The 17151-nt window shown below is 55.3% G+C and carries 15 protein-coding genes and 4 pseudogenes; 13 read left to right on the forward strand and 6 right to left on the reverse strand.

From position 1 onward, the window contains the following. Positions 1 to 800 precede the first annotated feature (800 nt). From P3T23_RS13890 to P3T23_RS13920, 7 genes and pseudogenes are all read left to right on the forward strand, one after another. The gene (locus tag P3T23_RS13890; RefSeq protein WP_429316744.1) at positions 801 to 1454 is read left to right on the forward strand and encodes a TetR/AcrR family transcriptional regulator; all 654 of its coding nucleotides are present in this window, start codon (positions 801 to 803) and stop codon (positions 1452 to 1454) included. Positions 1455 to 1808: 354 nt separating this feature from the next. Then, the gene (locus P3T23_RS13895) at positions 1809 to 2408 is read left to right on the forward strand and encodes an NADPH-dependent FMN reductase (RefSeq protein ID WP_429316745.1); all 600 of its coding nucleotides are present in this window, start codon (positions 1809 to 1811) and stop codon (positions 2406 to 2408) included. Between the two features lie 571 nt (positions 2409 to 2979). Next, positions 2980 to 3204, forward strand: coding sequence for a hypothetical protein (locus tag P3T23_RS13900; RefSeq protein WP_429316746.1), 225 nt, complete (start codon positions 2980 to 2982; stop codon positions 3202 to 3204). Positions 3205 to 3432: 228 nt separating this feature from the next. After that, complete coding sequence (locus tag P3T23_RS13905; protein WP_429316747.1) at positions 3433 to 4632, forward strand: bifunctional 3,4-dihydroxy-2-butanone-4-phosphate synthase/GTP cyclohydrolase II; 1200 nt, start codon at positions 3433 to 3435, stop codon at positions 4630 to 4632. 301 nt (positions 4633 to 4933) lie between these two features. Then, a pseudogene (locus P3T23_RS13910) lies at positions 4934 to 5136 on the forward strand (IS6 family transposase); the annotation flags it as partial. A 247-nt stretch (positions 5137 to 5383) separates the two neighbouring features. After that, positions 5384 to 6319, forward strand: coding sequence for a LysR substrate-binding domain-containing protein (locus tag P3T23_RS13915; protein ID WP_429316748.1), 936 nt, complete (start codon positions 5384 to 5386; stop codon positions 6317 to 6319). Between the two features lie 388 nt (positions 6320 to 6707). Next, entirely contained in the window at positions 6708 to 7142 is a 435-nt protein-coding gene (locus P3T23_RS13920) for a DoxX family protein (protein WP_429316749.1), read from the forward strand. Positions 7143 to 7357: 215 nt separating this feature from the next. Here the strand turns inward: P3T23_RS13920 and P3T23_RS13925 are convergent. Next, positions 7358 to 7513: pseudogene (locus tag P3T23_RS13925) on the reverse strand (IS5/IS1182 family transposase); the annotation flags it as partial. 264 nt (positions 7514 to 7777) lie between these two features. Between P3T23_RS13925 and P3T23_RS13930 the strand changes: the two are divergent. Further along, a pseudogene (locus P3T23_RS13930) lies at positions 7778 to 8118 on the forward strand (transposase); the annotation flags it as partial. A gap of 205 nt (positions 8119 to 8323) precedes the next feature. Here P3T23_RS13930 and P3T23_RS13935 read toward each other — a convergent pair. After that, positions 8324 to 9709, reverse strand: coding sequence for an LLM class flavin-dependent oxidoreductase (locus tag P3T23_RS13935; RefSeq protein WP_429316750.1), 1386 nt, complete (start codon positions 9707 to 9709; stop codon positions 8324 to 8326). A 980-nt stretch (positions 9710 to 10689) separates the two neighbouring features. Here P3T23_RS13935 and P3T23_RS13940 point away from each other — a divergent pair. The 5 genes from P3T23_RS13940 to P3T23_RS13960 all read left to right on the forward strand — a co-directional run bounded on the left by P3T23_RS13940 (position 10690) and on the right by P3T23_RS13960 (position 14023). Continuing rightward, positions 10690 to 11196: a nuclear transport factor 2 family protein gene (locus P3T23_RS13940; RefSeq protein WP_429316751.1), complete on the forward strand. Its 507-nt coding sequence runs from the start codon at positions 10690 to 10692 to the stop codon at positions 11194 to 11196. 98 nt (positions 11197 to 11294) lie between these two features. Beyond that, positions 11295 to 11459, forward strand: a complete 165-nt coding sequence (locus P3T23_RS13945; protein ID WP_429316752.1) for an amidohydrolase family protein — start codon at positions 11295 to 11297, stop codon at positions 11457 to 11459. After that, positions 11456 to 12520, forward strand: a complete 1065-nt coding sequence (locus P3T23_RS13950) for a porin (protein WP_429316753.1) — start codon at positions 11456 to 11458, stop codon at positions 12518 to 12520. The genes P3T23_RS13945 and P3T23_RS13950 overlap by 4 nt, the downstream gene beginning before the upstream one ends. Before the next feature lie 224 nt (positions 12521 to 12744). Further along, positions 12745 to 13029, forward strand: coding sequence for a BON domain-containing protein (locus P3T23_RS13955; protein ID WP_429316985.1), 285 nt, complete (start codon positions 12745 to 12747; stop codon positions 13027 to 13029). Between the two features lie 349 nt (positions 13030 to 13378). Further along, complete coding sequence (locus P3T23_RS13960) at positions 13379 to 14023, forward strand: NADPH-dependent F420 reductase (RefSeq protein WP_429316754.1); 645 nt, start codon at positions 13379 to 13381, stop codon at positions 14021 to 14023. A gap of 393 nt (positions 14024 to 14416) precedes the next feature. On the opposite strand, the pseudogene P3T23_RS13965 reads toward P3T23_RS13960, so the two are convergent. The 4 genes and pseudogenes from P3T23_RS13965 to P3T23_RS13980 all read right to left on the reverse strand — a co-directional run. Next, positions 14417 to 14548 (reverse strand): annotated as a pseudogene (locus P3T23_RS13965) (LysR family transcriptional regulator); the annotation flags it as partial. A 73-nt stretch (positions 14549 to 14621) separates the two neighbouring features. Then, complete coding sequence (locus tag P3T23_RS13970) at positions 14622 to 15503, reverse strand: alpha/beta fold hydrolase (protein ID WP_429316755.1); 882 nt, start codon at positions 15501 to 15503, stop codon at positions 14622 to 14624. After that, a complete protein-coding gene (locus tag P3T23_RS13975; RefSeq protein ID WP_429316756.1) occupies positions 15500 to 15838 on the reverse strand; it encodes a metal-sulfur cluster assembly factor in 339 nt (112 codons plus the stop codon). Before P3T23_RS13975 ends, P3T23_RS13970 begins: the two co-directional genes overlap by 4 nt. Next, the gene (locus P3T23_RS13980; protein ID WP_429316757.1) at positions 15831 to 16907 is read right to left on the reverse strand and encodes an amidohydrolase family protein; all 1077 of its coding nucleotides are present in this window, start codon (positions 16905 to 16907) and stop codon (positions 15831 to 15833) included. The genes P3T23_RS13975 and P3T23_RS13980 overlap by 8 nt, the downstream gene beginning before the upstream one ends. Positions 16908 to 17151: the final 244 nt, after the last annotated feature.

The following is a 17151-nucleotide window of genomic DNA, read 5'->3' on the forward strand; positions in this document are numbered from 1 at the left end:
AATAATTTATGTGTTCATGCCACACCATAAGTTGAAACAAAATGCCCCCACAAGTTGAAATTTTCACCAACGATTTACGCATAAGTCGAAATTTTCGCCGGCAAGCCCGCAGAGCCTTATCTGACGGGCTTCTTGCAGGCGCTTTCTCTCCCGAGCGACAGTGAACCTGAAGACAATCTTGCGTTGAAGTACAGCGCTCTTGAGCGTGGGGATTTTGATCTTGTCGCAGCAGGTCGTGCCCTCATCGCCAACCCTGATTGGCCTGAGAAGATCACGAAGGGCGAGACGTTGCGTGCGTACACGCGGAGCCTGCTGACGGACCTTGACTGACATGAGAAGGCTGACCGGCCTCCTCACGGAGAGCAACTGCGCCGGAGCGAGCTGCGGCGCGAGCGAACTCGCCAAGCCGCACTGAGGCAAGCAGCCGCCCGGCGGGAGGCATGGTAAACACCACTTCAGCCCCCGATCCCGCATCGGCTGCGCCTGCACGCCAATCGAATTCGTCATTGCGTGGCAGCTTGTCACCGGGCTTTAGCTCGCGCCAGACGTAATTGAATCCGTAAGCCTGCGCACGAGCGCTTCAGGCGCACGCCGCACATTTATTCGGGTAAACGAGGAGTGGATGGGTTTTGAATCATATCGAGGGGTGCGGACACTGACCTGGACATGGCCGGATCATGCGCTTTGCAGATCGACGAGCAATACGATCTGCATCGAAAATGAAAGTGAATTCAGATTCACTTTTAAGCGAGGAGCTGCTATAGTGTTGGTATGGAAGTCAAATAGCGGAAATCTAAGACATGACAAGCTTGCAAGCAGGTCGTTCTCACGAAGGCGCGAAACGCAGTAAGACGGAAGCTGCAATCAAGGCTGCGGCCCGCCGCGTGTTGGCGCGAGACGGTTATGTCAACGCGAAGATCAGTGATATCGCGGAAGAGTCGGGCAGAGCGACTGGTTCGTTTTACAAGTATTTTCGAAACAAGGAGGAACTGCTTCTGGCGCTCGCCGATGAATTCCGGATCGCACTGCAAGACAAAATTGGGCCGCCGGGCGGCGTTGACGCCGAACCTTTTGAAAATTTGCGCCAGGTTGTACGGGCCTTCTGGCGCGCCTATCGCGAACATGGTGCAGTTGCGGTAGCGGTTTTTCAGGCTTCGATGGTAAACGAGTCCTTCGCCGAGATCTGGCGGCAAATTCGTACACAGGGCATCCGCATTGCCAGCCTTCGCATTCGACTGGCACAGCGTTGCGGGTATTGCCCCGGCGTCGACCCGGATGTCGCAAGTGCTGTGCTTTGTTCGATGGTCGAATTCACCTGCTACAACTGGGTCGTCGCAAAGGGTGACCTGGATTTGCTGAATCGCAACGTGGACGATTCGGAGTTGATTGAGACGCTAGTGAAAATGGTCGTTGGGGCGATCCGATGGCAGGAAGGTCCGCTCACCCAGGTGTAGTACCGGATAGATAGTGTCGCCGGGTGCAGTCGCCAATAAGACAAGTTTCGACCCAATCGTCAAATCGTAACGCCCGTAGCCAGGGGAGTGGAGATCAGGGTCGTGTGACTGGTGAGGTCGGAAGGGAATGCTGGTCGTAGTCTCCATTCGCAGAACATGATCTGTCTGGGATGGAAGGAAAATGAGACGTGGCGATGGCCTGATAATAAGGATGCCTAATATATTAAACGGGAGCGGAGGAAGTGCCGGGTAGTTTGAAAAACCCGATTGATTGCAGGTAGTCAAGGCAAAATCAAGTGATCCGAGGGGCTTATTCACTTGCGGATCCTCGGTAGTCTATGGAGATTTACGACGATGTCTGAAGATATCTTTCATCCCTTCGTAGTCGGTCTCGGCGGGACATCTACACCGGGTTCATCTACTGAAAAATCGCTAAGAATCGCGATAGGTAGCGCTAAGAGTGCTGGAGCAGTTGTGCAGATGTTCGGATATGAAACGCTGGCGTCGTTGCCTCATTACCTGACCTCGAGCACAGCTGACAATCCGAGTGCAGTCTCACTCCTGAAAGCCATAAGGGCGGCCGATGGAGTGATCATTGCGAGTCCTGGATATCACGGAACTATTTCCGGCATTCTGAAGAATGCAATCGACTATCTTGAGGAGACGGCTAAGGACGATCGACCGTATTTGGAAGGTGTTCCGGTTGGCTTGATTGCAACAGCTTATGGCTGGCAGGCGACAGGAAGTACTTTGGTCACTTTACGGACGATCACTCACGCGCTCCGCGGATGGCCTACGCCGTTCGGTGCTGCGATCAATACTTCAGGCAGCATTTTTGTAAATGATGAATGCATCGACGCAAAGACAGTCGATTCACTAAAGACCGTTGGAAGACAGGTCGTAGAGTTTGCTCGGATGAAGAAATTGACTACGTTGCAGCATCAGGTCGAATAAGGCGCGATACGCGGTGATCAATAAAGTGTTGGTGTCGCATTAACCGCGCTGCGCGCTGATGATACTTATCGACCAATTCTAGCGTAGCGCCTGGATCCGTGTGTTGGTCGATATGGCGAGCCACGAAGTGAGCGCCTACGGTCGGCTTCGAGGAACGCCATTCGGCAAAAGAGGGCCAGTAATCCCAGAAAAGGGTGTCAGGAGGCGGAAATGAGTGCGGGCGGACAGTCGTTGCGGTGGCTTATCGACAAATGGTTTGGATCGATGTCCGGGAACACATGTCGGCTTACGCGATCGTCGCGCTCAAAGTCGTCTGCAGCCCGCTGTGTGTGCTTCGAATCGGTCGGGACTGGTGGCGTATTAAGGATCTTCTTTTTCCGCCACGACGATGGATCATGGAGCGTGTCGCCTCCCGAGACCAAGAAGCCAGCGTTCGCGCTTGACTAGTTGGAATTGCGGCGCGGCAGAGCTCATTGTGTTGGACAAGATGAACCGGCACTCCGGCTCTGTGTCGCTGACTCAATCGATTGCCGTGGGCTCGCAACGAACTCATGTGTTGGGGAGACGACTGATGGACATCATTGAACTCGCGGTAGCGTCTGGGATGCAGGTCACGCTCGATGGTCGAATTGGAACGCAGGAATACAGAAGCGTCTATGGTTCGTTGCAGGCACTACGACGCTTTGCTGAGGCAGTAATGCTCGCGGCTCCATTCCTCGGAAATCTCGGGGTTTTGACCGAAGACGGGGGGCAACCTGTTTCCTCGAAACTCTCTGATCACGAAAATCAGCAATGATTGCAGGGAGTGCGACAGCTATCGTAATCCACTCCGCAGGTCGAGGCAGCGTGCGGCACGCGTAGGTGTTGAGATCGGACGTAGACGATCTGTACGAGTTATACGAATGCATCATACACCCCACTTACAGGGAACGAGGGAAGGCGCGACAACAATCGGGCGAAAGTGCAGTTGCCTGATTGAGAGCGCGCTCTTGCGCCCACATACTTGGGAATCGAGGAGAGCAAAGTGAAGACAGATTCGATCGAGACAGCACTCGAGGCTATCGCGGCGGGCAAAATGATCGTCGTAGTGGATGACGAAAACCGTGAAAATGAAGGCGATCTCATTATGGCCGCGCAGGTCGCAACAGAGGCCGACCTTGCCTTCATGGTACGTTACACGAGCGGAGTAATTTGTGTGTCACTTCCGGGGGAGCGACTAGACGAGCTGTCACTCCCGTTGATGGTGGCGACAAATAGCGATTCCATGAGTACGGCATTCACGGTGAGCACGGACTATCGCGTTGGCACCACGACTGGAATATCGGCTGCAGACCGGGCTATCACCGTCAGGGCGCTTGTTGATGAAAAGTCAGTCGCCGGTGATTTCAATCGTCCAGGGCATATTTTCCCGTTGCGGTCAGCTCGCGGAGGCGTCTTGCGACGAGCGGGGCATACGGAAGCAGGGGTAGACCTCACTCGACTCGCCGGAATGGCACCGGGCGGCCTGCTGGCTGAAATCGTAAACGACGATGGAACCATGGCAAGGTTGCCCCAATTGATGGTGTTCGCGCGCACACACTCACTGCCCATTATCACGATCAAGGATCTGATCGCATATCGTCGTAAGCGCGAGTGCATTGTAGAACGTGTGTCGGTCGCGCGTCTGCCCACCCGATATGGCGTTTTTACGGTTTATGGATATCGGGAAATACTTACGGGGCAGGAGCATGCCGCACTGGTGATGGGCGAACTGTCGGTCGGTGCATCTCCTCTCGTGCGTGTTCATTCCGAATGTCTGACCGGTGAGGTCTTCGGGTCAATCCGTTGCGATTGCCGCGCGCAACTTGACCTGGCAATGGAGCAAATCGCGGCAGAAGCGCGTGGTGTCATTGTCTACCTCAAGGGGCATGAAGGGCGAGGCATCGGGTTGACCGAGAAACTAAGAGCCTACGCATTACAGGACGAAGGGGTCGACACGGTTCAAGCCAATGTGCGTCTAGGCCTTCAGGTCGATGCGCGAGACTATGCGGTCGGCGCTCAGATCTTGCAAGACCTGAGTGTGACACAGATGCGGCTAATGACGAACAACCCAACCAAGTATAAAGGGATCTCAGAGTTCGGCCTGAGTATTGAGAAGCGGGTACCTCTCGTTACCGTACCAAACTGCGAGAACGCCTTCTATCTAAGAACGAAGCAGACGGTGCTTGGGCACATGTTGGATTGAATGTCGCGCCGCAGAGGCTATGCATGTTTGTCGCGAGATACGTTTGCCGCGGCGAACCTGGATGGATGATCGGGACCAGGTGGCGGTCGGCCTTGCCACGAAGACGGGCCGCTGCGTTGGGCAACATGTAGGCGACTGCTTTGATCGATGAAAATGTACCTGAATACGGCCATGACGAGAGTGCTCAAGCGTCTGCGCTATCAGCTCGGCTTCATTTTGATTGCGCTCGATAATTTGACGGTACCCGCTGGGGCACGAAGCTATTGCCAGTATTGGAAAAAGTGTTTCGCCGTCTCAAGGTCCCTTGAAGATTCGCCAGTCCAAAACCACTACTACCTAATCGGACAGGATCATCGGGCGATCAAGCGACGAACGCGGCCCATGCTGGGATTCGAGAACTTTTGCCGCGCCCGGATGGTTTCGGTTGGCTTTGAGTTTATGCATGTGATCTCGAGAGGGCGGATGAAGTGTGATCGCCGAACCCATCCGCCCGTCGCCGATCGATTGCGTAACCCAGCAACAAAAGTAGGACTCTGTGTATATCGATCCATCTCGCCTTCTATCCTTAAGCGACAAAACAGAGGAATCTTGTCCAAAAAAACAAACAATGTATGGAGGAAACCGAACCATTAAAAGGCGTAAGGCTCCAGACGTTGTGTTAAAGCGTCAGCGTGCCACCGCCTCAGACGGATTTATGCGACAACGCCCATTGCCAAGGGCGACTAGACACTGAAACGGAGCATAAGCAATCATGGACCTGCGCAGGATTCGATATTTCGTCGCTGTTGCCGAAGAGCTGCACTTTGGTCGTGCCGCTGATAAGGTAAATGTCGTTCAGTCGGCCGTTAGCCGGCAAATCAAGCTTTTGGAGGAAGAGCTTGGCTTCACGTTGTTTACGCGAATTGGCCAGAAGGTTGGCCTCACCATTCCAGGCGAGATTTTCCTGCCGGAAGCCAATGCGATCCTTCAACGGGCGGACGAGGGTCTGGAACGCGTACGCGCATCCGCTCGTGGCACAGTCGGCCGATTGACGATCGGCTTCGCTGATGTGGCGCTGTGGGCCGGTTTGCCCGAAATTTTACGCGAGTTTCGCAGTCAGGCCCCCTCGATTGACCTGCAGTTGCGACAACTTGATCGCATGTCTCAGGTCGAAGCGCTGAATACCACCGGTATCGACGTCGCCATCGTCCCATCACCTACTCCATTGGATGGGGATATCTGTACCGAACCCCTCGCTGCTACATCTTTTGTAGCTGTACTACCTCTGCAACACCGCCTCGCCGGTCGCAGTGATATCGCGTTGCGGGAACTTGCGGGCGAACCTTTCGTCCTGTTCCCGACGCGTATGCGGGCTAGAATGTTGGAGATCATCGTCGCGGCCTGTTCGGCGGCGGGGTTCATGCCCAGGGTGACACAGGAGGCCGAGCAGGTTCATACACTCATGTCCTTGGTCAATGCCGGGCTCGGTGTGACAATAGCGCCGGAATGGGTTACAGAATACTATTGCACGGGCGTGTCATATGCACACCTGATCGATCCGATGCCAAGCTACGAGCTGCTGATTGCGTGGCGGGCGGAGGCAACTAGTAGCAATGTCGCGATCAATCAATTCCGACGAGTGGTAGGTATGCACAGCAGCCAAAGTGACGCTCTCCGACGTCCAGTTGAAGACACCTTGATGGCGTGAGTGCGCAGTCCTGGAGGCGCTCACCTTTTACGCAGATTGTGGCCGGGAGAGGCGGCGCCGAGTCCGGGGCAACGCCTGCGCGATGCTGGCGGCACACACTGAACCCGGGCACTCTTACCATGACCGCTCCGCCTATGAAACGAGCCAGCACTAATGGTTGAATTTCAAATCCACCCGATGAATGACCACAAAGACGATGTCTGTCTGAACTGCTTTCGGCGCAATAGAACATGCCATGTCTCTATCGACGAGCCATTCTCATTTTTTCGGCCAAGGTGAAACCCGAAGGACGTTCACAAGATTCGATCGTGCCATCTGTATTTGCCGTTGGACACGATGTGTCGACGGGACTAGTTTATGCAAGGTGAATTCCTCGTGGAGAATTGAAATGAAAACACTGAGTTACTCGAGCAACGACGTGAACCTATTCGTCGGGCGTCTCCTTATTGCAGCAATATTCGTTATAAGCGGTGTGTTAAAGCTTATTTCGCCGGGCTCTACTATCGGGTACATCACAGCGATGGGACTGCCCGCACCGCAGTTGGGGTATATCGGCTCTATGGTACTTGAACTGGCATGCGCAACGCTGCTGATTCTCGGTTACCGCACTCGTGTCGTAGCTTGGGTGCTGGCGATTTACTGCGTCGTGACTGCAGTCATCTTCCACCATGCATTGGCTGACCAGAATCAAATGTTCAACTTCCTAAAGAATCTCGCCATGTCGGGCGGTCTCTTGGCATTTTCAACCTGTGGGGCGGGTATACTCAGCGTCGACCGTCTGGTCAGTCGTCGCGCGTCCACTGTGGCTTCGTCCACGCTCTAGTCGCATTGCTCGATCCAGCAGTGGCCGGAAAGACTTTCAAGCAGGTCCCGACATCCCGCACGGGACACCTCTCCGCGTTGTGCCGGGTCTTACGGGCTGCAGGTAGGACGCCTTCGTTCGAGTAGGATGATGGTAACCGGTCATTCAACCACGTCTCTCTGATCTCGCGAGCGCATATTTGGCCTGCCGAGAGCCCTAAGAGCCTGCTTGAGAAATCAGGGATGGGCAATTCTGCGTAACAGCGGACTGCCCATCGCAATGTGAATCATGGCTTCGGAAACGTCGGTGCGTTGCTCGTCATCCCGTACAAGCCAACGCCAGTGAACCATCCAGCCAAAGGTGCGCTCCACGACCCAGCTTCTGGGCAACAGCTTGATCTTTTCCGGTCCGTTGATACAGGGCCATCCGCGGTCGAACGATGCTTTGCCATTCTCAGCGAGACATACATCCGCCGTGGCACTCATCGCTCCACGCCGCAGCTAGAACAGGCTATTCGCCGACCAAATCATCCGACGATATCCTCGCCAGGATCAAGCGATTTTATCTCTGAATTTCTATTGTTGCTGTCTCACAAAGTACTGCAGCAAAGAGATACATATAATCATTTAACAATACAGAGTACGTGGGCGATCTCTATGAGAGAAGATGTCCACGAATTTGACGCGTATCTCAACCAGCTGGCGCAGGCGTTAGGGCGCGCCGATCGCCATGCCTCCCCCAAGGGCTAAGTTCGGACCAGGAATTACCATTGTCATGCAAGAGCGTCGAGCCGATGGCTGCGCAGGTTGACCCGCTTCACGCGAGCGCGAAGGAGCAGTCACTCCATCACTTTGTGGTCAAGGCAGAATGGTCTGACCGGGCGGTCTTGCAGCGGGCACGGGAATGGATGATGCCTGGGTTAGGCGCACACGCTGCTGAAGAAATGGGCTACTCCTGGATTAGTGACGACACAGGTTTTCCAATGAAAAGGCATCATTTCCTCGAACGCGTGCTGCCTACCCTTCCGCAGGGTTATATGCCACGGGGGCAGTCCAGCGCGCTCAACGCCACGTTCCTGATTCCGTTATCACGTTGCGTATTCAGCGCCCCCGCATGACTTCCTCGATGCACGAGATCGAACTCTGAAATTGAAGTTAAAACGTGCACTTGTGATCGGATGCTTGCCACGACACATGCTGTTGCTAGCGCTTGCCAGCCGCGGGGCGGAAACGCGCTCCATAGTGCTCTGCTGGCAGCAGAGGACCTGCACCTGGAAATAGCTGCTCGCGCATTGTGCCTTCCTTGTAAGCGGTCTTGTAGGCGCCCCGCTCCTGAAGACGCGGGACCACTAGATCTATGAAATTCCGAAGATTATCTGGCTCGACGGTGCGCACGAGATTAAATCCATCAACGTCTGCCTCGTCGCGCCATTTCAAGAGCGTATCGCAGACCTGGTCTGGCGAGCCCACGATGAACGCCTCTCTCCCGCCGACATTGGCGAAACGCGCCAGATCACGCAACGTAACTTTGCCCATGTCGCCGGTAGCACGCATGGAATCCGCGATGGACTGGACAGCGTTGTTTTCCACCACGTCAACGGGATCATCAGGATCGTAACGAGACAGATCCACGCCAAGCCAGGTAGAGAATATGGCGAGATTTCCTTCCTCACTGGTGTAGCTCTGATATTCTCGAACCCGATCCCGCGCCTCGTCTTCTGTCGCACCAACGATTACGGTAGTTGCATTGAACACTTTGATGGAGTCCGGGGCGCGTCCAGCCGCTACTGCCGCTTGGCGATATCGCTGAGTCGTTTTCCTGGCGAAGTCAATGCTGTTGGTGGACATGAAGCTGCATTCCGCATGTCGACCGGCGAAGGCAATTCCACGAGCTGATGCGCCGGCAGAAAAAAGCAACGGCGTGCGTTGAGGTGAGGGTTCACAGAGATGAATGCCGTCGCAAGAGAAATGCTCGGAATGATGGTGGATCGCGTGAACCTTGGCAGGATCGGTAAAGATCCCGCGCGCGCGGTCACGAATCGCTGCGCCATCTTCCCAACTAGCCTCCCATAGCTTGTACGCAAGATCCATATATTCGTCAGCAACATCGTAGCGAGCGTCGTGTGAAACCATCTCACCCAGCCCCATAGCTTTGGCTGTTGAAGGCATCACGCCAGTAACAATGTTCCATGCCAGCCGACCTTCCGTGAGTTGATCAAGCGTCGACAGGCGGCGGGCAAGCAGGTACGGCGGTTCATAAGTGGTGTTGCCGGTAACGCCGAATGTGATAGACCGGGTGACGGAGGCCATGGCCGGAATCAGCAACATTGGATCGTTAGCAGGAAAGTGAGCGCCGCTTCGGATTGCGGCATCGGGAGAACCGCCATACGTATCTGGTACGCCAAGCGCATCGGCGATGAAAACGCAGTCAATCAAGCCCGATTCTGCCTGTTTCGCGAGATCGATCCAGAATCTGAGCTTGTTGTAGTCTGCTCCGGTCGACCGTGGGTGCGGCCACATTCCTGCCCATGATTGAGTAGGCGAAGCCATGTAGAAGGCATTGATTGCAATGTGGCGCTGAGACGACATGAAACCCTCCAATCTGCAGCTGTGCTGCTTATGTTTGTTCAACAAGGATGAATAGACCAGCTAGCCCTTTAGGAACTGAGCCCTGTGCAGGCTCGGCCCCACAGAGGGATGCAACGACTTCGCTGACCAACAAACGTGCTACGAGAATTGGTGTGATCGTGGGGCGTCACGCCTTCGATGTGGGGACAGGGGGCTGCGCCATGGAGTAGCTCGAGTCGCACGTTGGGCAGAAAATTTACGTCTTCTACGCTACACGACCGTTGCCAGTTGTACCGCCTCATCAAAGTAGGAAATGACGGCCGCCTGTTTCAAGCAATAGCTGGAACCACGAAACCGCGATGGTATGACGAAGATGTCACGCGCCTTCCAATGAAAACAGATCGTACCAAGTAGACTCTCTCCTTCACCTTTAAGGTCATGTCGTTCTGAACGGGAAAGCTCGACCAGGCGGACATGTCTTCACTCCACATAGGTTATCCCGTTGCAACGTCGTGTCCAACGGCAAATGCAGATGACGCGATCTAGCTTTGAGAACGTTGTCAAAGCCATTCACCTGGTTAGTTGATTCTTGTTTTGTTCGGAGAACCAGAACTCTTGTTGTGATCTAAAAATGAGAATGAATTTTCGAAGGACGCAGCGCGAGGCGTGGAGACCGCCGGATGCAGATCTTGCGCGCAAACGTCAACATGCCCTCACGCGACAGATTTATCCTGCAACGCCGCGCAGAGTATCCCCGCCTCGAGACATCCTCTGGTTTCATGGGAGCAGACGCGGCTCTTTCGATGAACCATTCTCATATGCAGTCAAGGTGTGCGAGGCTGAAGGCTCGAAGAGCGTTCACAAGATTCGATCAAATCATCTGTATTCGCTGTTGGACACCAAGCATCTACGGGCCTAGCTTATGCGCAATGACTGGTGCGCATGCTCTTGAGGGATCGTGACAAACCGGTCGCTTAACGTCCAAAAAGTGGAGACAGAATATGGAAACCGTGCAAACCCGTATCAAGGCTTTGACGTGGGAAGGCAAACCCTTTTCGATTGAAAGCTATACAAACGGCCCTGTTTATGTGGCCGATACCGATATGAGCCGGACAAACAAGGAAGTATTCGAACGCCATCTGGTCGCGGAATGGTCGAGCGACATTGAAGAAACGATGGCGACGGTGCATCCAGATGGTTCCTATCAAAGGATCCCGGCGCTTGGCGTCGATGTGCACAGCTTTGCCGGCATCCGCGAATTCTATCTCGACCGTTTCGAGAAATGGCCGGGCCCGGCGCTCAAGTCCTTTACGCGCGTGACCATTGTCGACAATTGCATCTACGTCGAAGGAGAGTTTGATGTGGAAGCCGCCGGGGATGATCTGCAAAGTCTCAACATTTCCGGAAAGTCGGTGAAATCGCCATGCATGATCGCATTGGAGTGCCGGGACGGTCTGCTCGTTGGCGAGATCGTCTACATGGACAGCGGCGCGCTCAAGGTCTCCTGACATAGGACAGCGCGATAATCCAGCCTCCGCGGGGACCAATTGAATCGTTACTCCGAGCGGGCTACCCAAACAGTAGAGACATAGGCGGCGATGCCAAAATGCGGCGTACCCAGGAGGCAAACAATCGCCTGGGCGAAGGCGTACGTCGGCATCCGGGACGTTCCGGTGGATTTCCATATCTGCCGATGCGTGAACCTGGAGCGGCGGCAGCCGAACTTGAACGCGCGGTCTGTGCTCTCGGTTTTCGTGGTGCATACATATGAAAAAGCAGCTTGTTTGCGCAATTTTGACCTCGCTTGGTGCTTGCGCGGCACATGCCCAAAGCTCCCTGATTTTGTATGGACGTGTGGCTGGTGGTCTTGATTATGTGACCAACGTAGCGACTCCGAACGGCAGCAAAGACCTTTTCCGGTTCGCCAGCAATCAGTACGGGGCGAGCTTTCTGGGTCTTCTCGGCAAAGAAGATCTTGGTGGTGGGACGAAAATAGTCTTCAACCTGGAAAACATGTTCCTGGCGGGAACAGGTCAAATAATTGGGGATGCTTTGTGGAATCGTTATGCATATGTCGGCGTGTCAAACGACAAATATGGAAGTTTGTGGGCTGGTCGCGCGATGGTGTTGTCTGATGAGACCGAGTGGTATCTCGATCCATTTGTCGCCCAGCAGATCGGTATCCTGAATTTTTCGAGGTACCGCGGAACGGGTCAGGCTGTTAACGCTCTGACATACAATTCACCGGACATGCACGGTCTATATTTTCGTGTGCAAAACGGTTTCGGGAATACCGCTGGTAATTTCAAAGCGTTTCGGACGTTCAGTGTAAGTGCGAGATATTCTTTGGGCGGTTTCACTGGGTACGGGGTCTATGATGAGCGTCGCGACGCGAACGGGAATTTCTCAGGACTGTACTCTAACTCGAGAATGTATATGGCTGGCGCCACGTATCAACTACAGGCGTGGAAGTTCTATACGGGTTATCAACAGATGTTTTCCTCAGGATCGGATACTGTCGTCGATTCAACCAACACCGTTGGCGCAACACGAGCGAATCAGGAGTGGGTTGGCGTGTCTTATCAGGTCAACCCCGCTCTCCAGGTTCAGGCGGCCTGGTACCATACCAATGTCAACCACGGAGGGGGAACTGCCAACCTCGGTGCAGTGGGTGCCGAGTACAACCTCTCGAAGCGCACATTTATCTACGCGGAGTTTGGTGCCATGTTCAATGGCGCAAATGCCGCGTTCCCGGTAGAGACGCAGGATTCGCCACCTGAACAAGGACACAGTCAGCAAGGCGTATATATGGGCATCATGCACATGTTCTAATCGAGTTAGACATATCGCTAAGCGGACCCATCGTGCGTCCGTGCATCCACCTGGTGTGCTGCATCTGTCGTTTTTTTCTAAGGTCGAAGAACGGAAGACCACGCAGTCGCGTTGCCATGAACTTGAGAAGCGATACAGCTTTGAACGTCTGATCTCTACCAGGAGAATTTCCGATGAATTGTAGGCTTGCGGTTTTGGCGTTTTACCTTCTCGTGACAGCGTCAATGAGTGCGTATGCCCAGACGGATACGACTTCTACCCCTGCGCCTCAATCAACGAAGTCCAGTAGGGCGGCTGACCGCGCACTTTCGAAGAAAGTACGAACGGCCCTGATTGCGGCGAAGATTGTCGATACGCCGACTATATCCGTTCGTGCGAAGAATGGATCCGTCACGCTCGCAGGTTCGGTCAGAGAGCAGTCTGAAATCGAGCGTGCGGGAGAGGTCGCACGGGCTGTAAGTGGTGTGAACTCGGTCGACAACGCTTTGACGGTCCGTCAACAACAGTAGAGCCGAGTCGCTTTGGGTATATCCGGTTGGCGCCAACATCCAGGAAGCAATGCACCCGGCGCTGGAACGAGCCCGAAAAGCGCTGTAGGCTGAATTCTCCAGGTTTGCAATTGCCGATATTGGTGCCGAAGTGGCGCGACTCGGGAAAATCGAGCTTTCTCAAAGCTGAGTAGGGGTGTGTTTCTCATAAATGCCGGTATGTAATTTACACACACAAATATATTTCATCGGCCCCACATATATTCGGCGCGGAGACTCGCGCGTACTTCGCGGCACTACACCGTCCCGTTTGAGGAACAGTGGTGGCGACGGCGGCCCGAGCCGAACTAACTTACTGATAGGAGTACATATGAGAATTGGCATCATTGGCGCAGGCGCGCTCGGATCGCACCTGGCCCGGGCGTTCGCCAAGGTAGGCGTTTCGGCCATCATTTCGAACAGTCGTGGCCCTGAATCCCTCGCGGGATTGATCGAAGAGCTTGGCTCAACGATTAAAGCCGGTACCACGGAGGAAGCAGCCAAGGCGGACATCGTCTTCGTCGCCATTCGTTGGGTTGATTTGAAGCGAGTCCTTGGGGGCCTTCCTGCATGGAACGGACGCATTGTCGTCGACGGAACCAACCCCGTTGAGTGGATCGACCCAGACTCCCCGGACGCGAATGATCCGACCAACCCGCTGGCCGCCTATGGCGTCAAGCCGGTCGATCTCGGTGGCCGCCACTCGAGCAGCGTGGTCCGCGATCTCGTGCCCGGGGCGCGTTTCGTCAAGGCGTTTAACCACCTCGACGTGAGCGTTTTGCCTGAACCTGAAGTGTCTGGGGGAAATCGCGTGCTCTTTTACTCTGGCGACGACGTGGAAGCCAAAACGACTGTTCGCTCGCTAATCGAGAAGGCGGGCTTTTTCGGGGTCGATCTCGGAGCGCTGGACGTTGGCGGCCCGTTGGCTTCGTTGCCGTTCGGTCCCCTGGCTGGGGTGAGCTTCATCAAGGTATGAGGCGGTGTGAGGGTCCGGCGGACAAGGGTATTTTTATTCGCTGATTCCGGTGTCCAGGCCTGCGCTGTCTGCGGCTTGACACGAGAGTCTTGGGGCAACATTGGCTCGACTGGACGGTTTGGGTCGGTCGACCTGCTGCCTCGGATGTATATTCACCTCGGCATCCACTGGGCTTTAGATGACCGCTTTGACGAACGCCCGCTCGGGTTTTGCACCTCGGCGGGCGTCATCAATCCGCGACCAGTTCGTCAAGCCGTGGCAAACAAAACTAGTCCAGCATGTGCGGCGCCACGTTGCCCGTGGTGCTGTTGTGGACCGGTTGAAGATGAAAGTCCGGACGACAGGCTTATGTGGGATTGTCGGATCTTACTCATCCGTGTTGCATTGAAGGTCTCAAGGCTCGACATACGTCATTTCAGCTGATTCCCCCATCAGCAGCGACTGGTTTGCATCGGCGGCTGCACGCAGATAATCCGATGGCGATGTTATACGCCGTAGCTTGCGCAGTTCTTCGCGGCTGATTAGTCAAAAGTGCCGTGCTAGTGGAGGGTCGGCTACACGTTGATGGTTGTCCACGTACCGCGCATCAACACAAAGTTCAGGTGTCGGCCAATAAGAATCCGATGATCAGCTTTCCTACGTCCTCCGCTCTTTCGATGTTGGGGCAGTGGCCGGCGTTGGCGAGAACGGCGGCACGGGCACCGGGAATACGCGCGGCGAGATCATCAGCAAACCCCGGAAGCCGCAGCCTATCCCGCTCCCCTGCAATAATGAGCGTTTTTGCAGTGATGTTCTCGTAAGGCGTGCGATCGGCACCGCCGAACTCAGTACGGACCGGTGCCAAGGGCGAGCGAAAGCGCGCTGCTGCGATCGCCTCCCAGGCGCCAGGCGAGATGCTGAGTTCATGGCGACGGCGGACGTATTCGCGATCGTGATACCAGACGGGGTCTTCGAATATTGCAGCGAGCAGACTAGCCATTGCGTCCTCGCTGCCATCGTAGTCGAGTAGGCGGCGGCGCTCCTCATTGTCCGGAATGAAACCACCGCCGCTAATCGCGATCAGGCGATCGATTGGCAAACGGCACGGTCTTTCGGCGGCCATCTGGAGCAGGTAGGTTGCCCCCATGGAATTTCCGACAAAATGCGCTTTATCCAGTGCCATCAGCTGAACGAAACGCACCATGTGAGACAGCATGCGGCTCCGCTTGCTGTCGAAATCATGAATCTTGGCAGTCTTGCCGAAGCCCAGCCAGTCTGGGGCGATCACGCGGAAATGCCGGGCGAGCGCGGGAATCAGATACTCCCAGCTTGTCTCGGCACCGCCGCCGAACTCGCCGCTGTGTAGCAGCACCACGGCAGGCCCTTCACCGGCTTCAAGATAGTGGGTGCGTATTCCATCAACCTCGACATAACGGCTGCGATGTACTACCTCGACCGGGGGCACTCGCCATGTCTGTTCACTTGTGGTTACGGTGTTCACGACAATGCTCCAATCGGCCGCATGCGGCGAAGTTCGGCGCGGGGACCCGGCGCGATCATGTCCGGGATCCATTCCGACGTTGGATCGACCGTGCAGATGACCTTGCATACGCCAGGTACGCGCGCTACTACCTTCTCCACCTGCGCGATGATGTTCGCTGCTTGCCAGCAGACCGGACTGGTCAGGCGCAGTTCAACGTTCACGACGCCATCGTTGTTCAACGTCACCGCCTTCACCATTCCCATGTCGGTCAGGCTGATTGGAAGGCCTGTCGCAATCGAGCATGGGTCGACCACTTGCTCGAGCATGGCTTGAATTGCAGCGGTATCAGGCATTGGTAATCTCCCGCACAGTTGAAAACGGCGCGAGTGACCCATTCGGCCGTCGGCCCGCGAATTCGTCGTCGCGCGTAGCGGAAAGGCGGGCTTCGAGATCAAGGCCCGTCATGCGCGCATAATTGTTGAAGAGGATCGCACGCTTGGCGGGAATATCCAGTTGCGGAAGACCAGCGCCCTCGATCAGCGCCTCGGGGAAAGCGAATTCTCGTACGAACGCCTCCAGCAGCGGCTGTGGATGGAAGGCCATCGCTCCCGTACCCCACAGGATACGTTCGATGGCGTGCTGCCCGCCCGGGCCGATCAGCGCCGCCATCGCATGAAGAAACGCCGCCGGGCGGTTCGCTGCCAGCGCGCTAGTGATCTCCAGATTGACATATACGTTGTCGAAGCGCGCGAGCTGCCACGCCGTCTCTTCCAGGAACGCCATACCTCCATGGACGATCTCGAAATTGAGCCCTGGGAAAGCCATGCATGCCCGGTCGATGTCGTCCACCTTGTAGTGCTCCATCGGTACGGGCCCGAGCGGTAGTGCCTTATGTACCGCAACAACTTTGATTCCAAGTTTCTCTGCCCGCTCGAACAATGGGAACGCGATCTCCGGATCGTCCATTTTCCATCCGCGTATCTCGCTGCCAACCCAACTGTTCGGATAGAGCTTGAGTCCGACCGGACGCAGCAATTCCACCTGCCGCTCCAGTTCATCCAGCGCGGCCTGACCGGTCATCGGATCAACACCGCAGTACGTGATAATCCGATTCGGCCATCGCGACTGTGCCTCAATTGCCTTTTCCAGACTGCACAAGCCATCCTTGAACGAGAATATGGGCAGGACGTGATAGACGGCGAGATCGGTGTCGCTTTCGACGAACACCTGGTCAACCGCCTCCGCAATGGACCAGTCCCGATAGAATTGCGCCCTCGTCGGTGCGTAGCCAGGACGCGCCGTGGCCAGTACCGATCCGTAGACGAGATCGCATAACGGCGCAGCGAAGCGATTGGCGTAGTTGGCGGCATCCATATTGTATGCATGGATTACGGCGTCCAAAACAGGCAGACCATCGATCATCGTTTACCTCCGTTTCGATCCTCCAAGTATCTCAATCGCCCTTGCCGACGTCCAGAAAGGAAAACCGACAGAGCAATCTCGTTTCAAGATCGAGTGACGAGTTCTGATCGAGGGAGTACCCAATCTGAGATTGACATAGTCAGGGCACGATTGCGCTTTCGGCTAAAGTCGCTGCCCCGTAGGGCGTAGTTGCGCAAATTGAGGTTCAGGATAACGGCATCGCGGTGATCCCGAATGCGGCCGA

It is taken from the genome of Paraburkholderia sp. GAS448, assembly GCF_050435685.1.
In the GTDB taxonomy this organism is placed as follows: Bacteria; Pseudomonadota; Gammaproteobacteria; order Burkholderiales; family Burkholderiaceae; genus Paraburkholderia.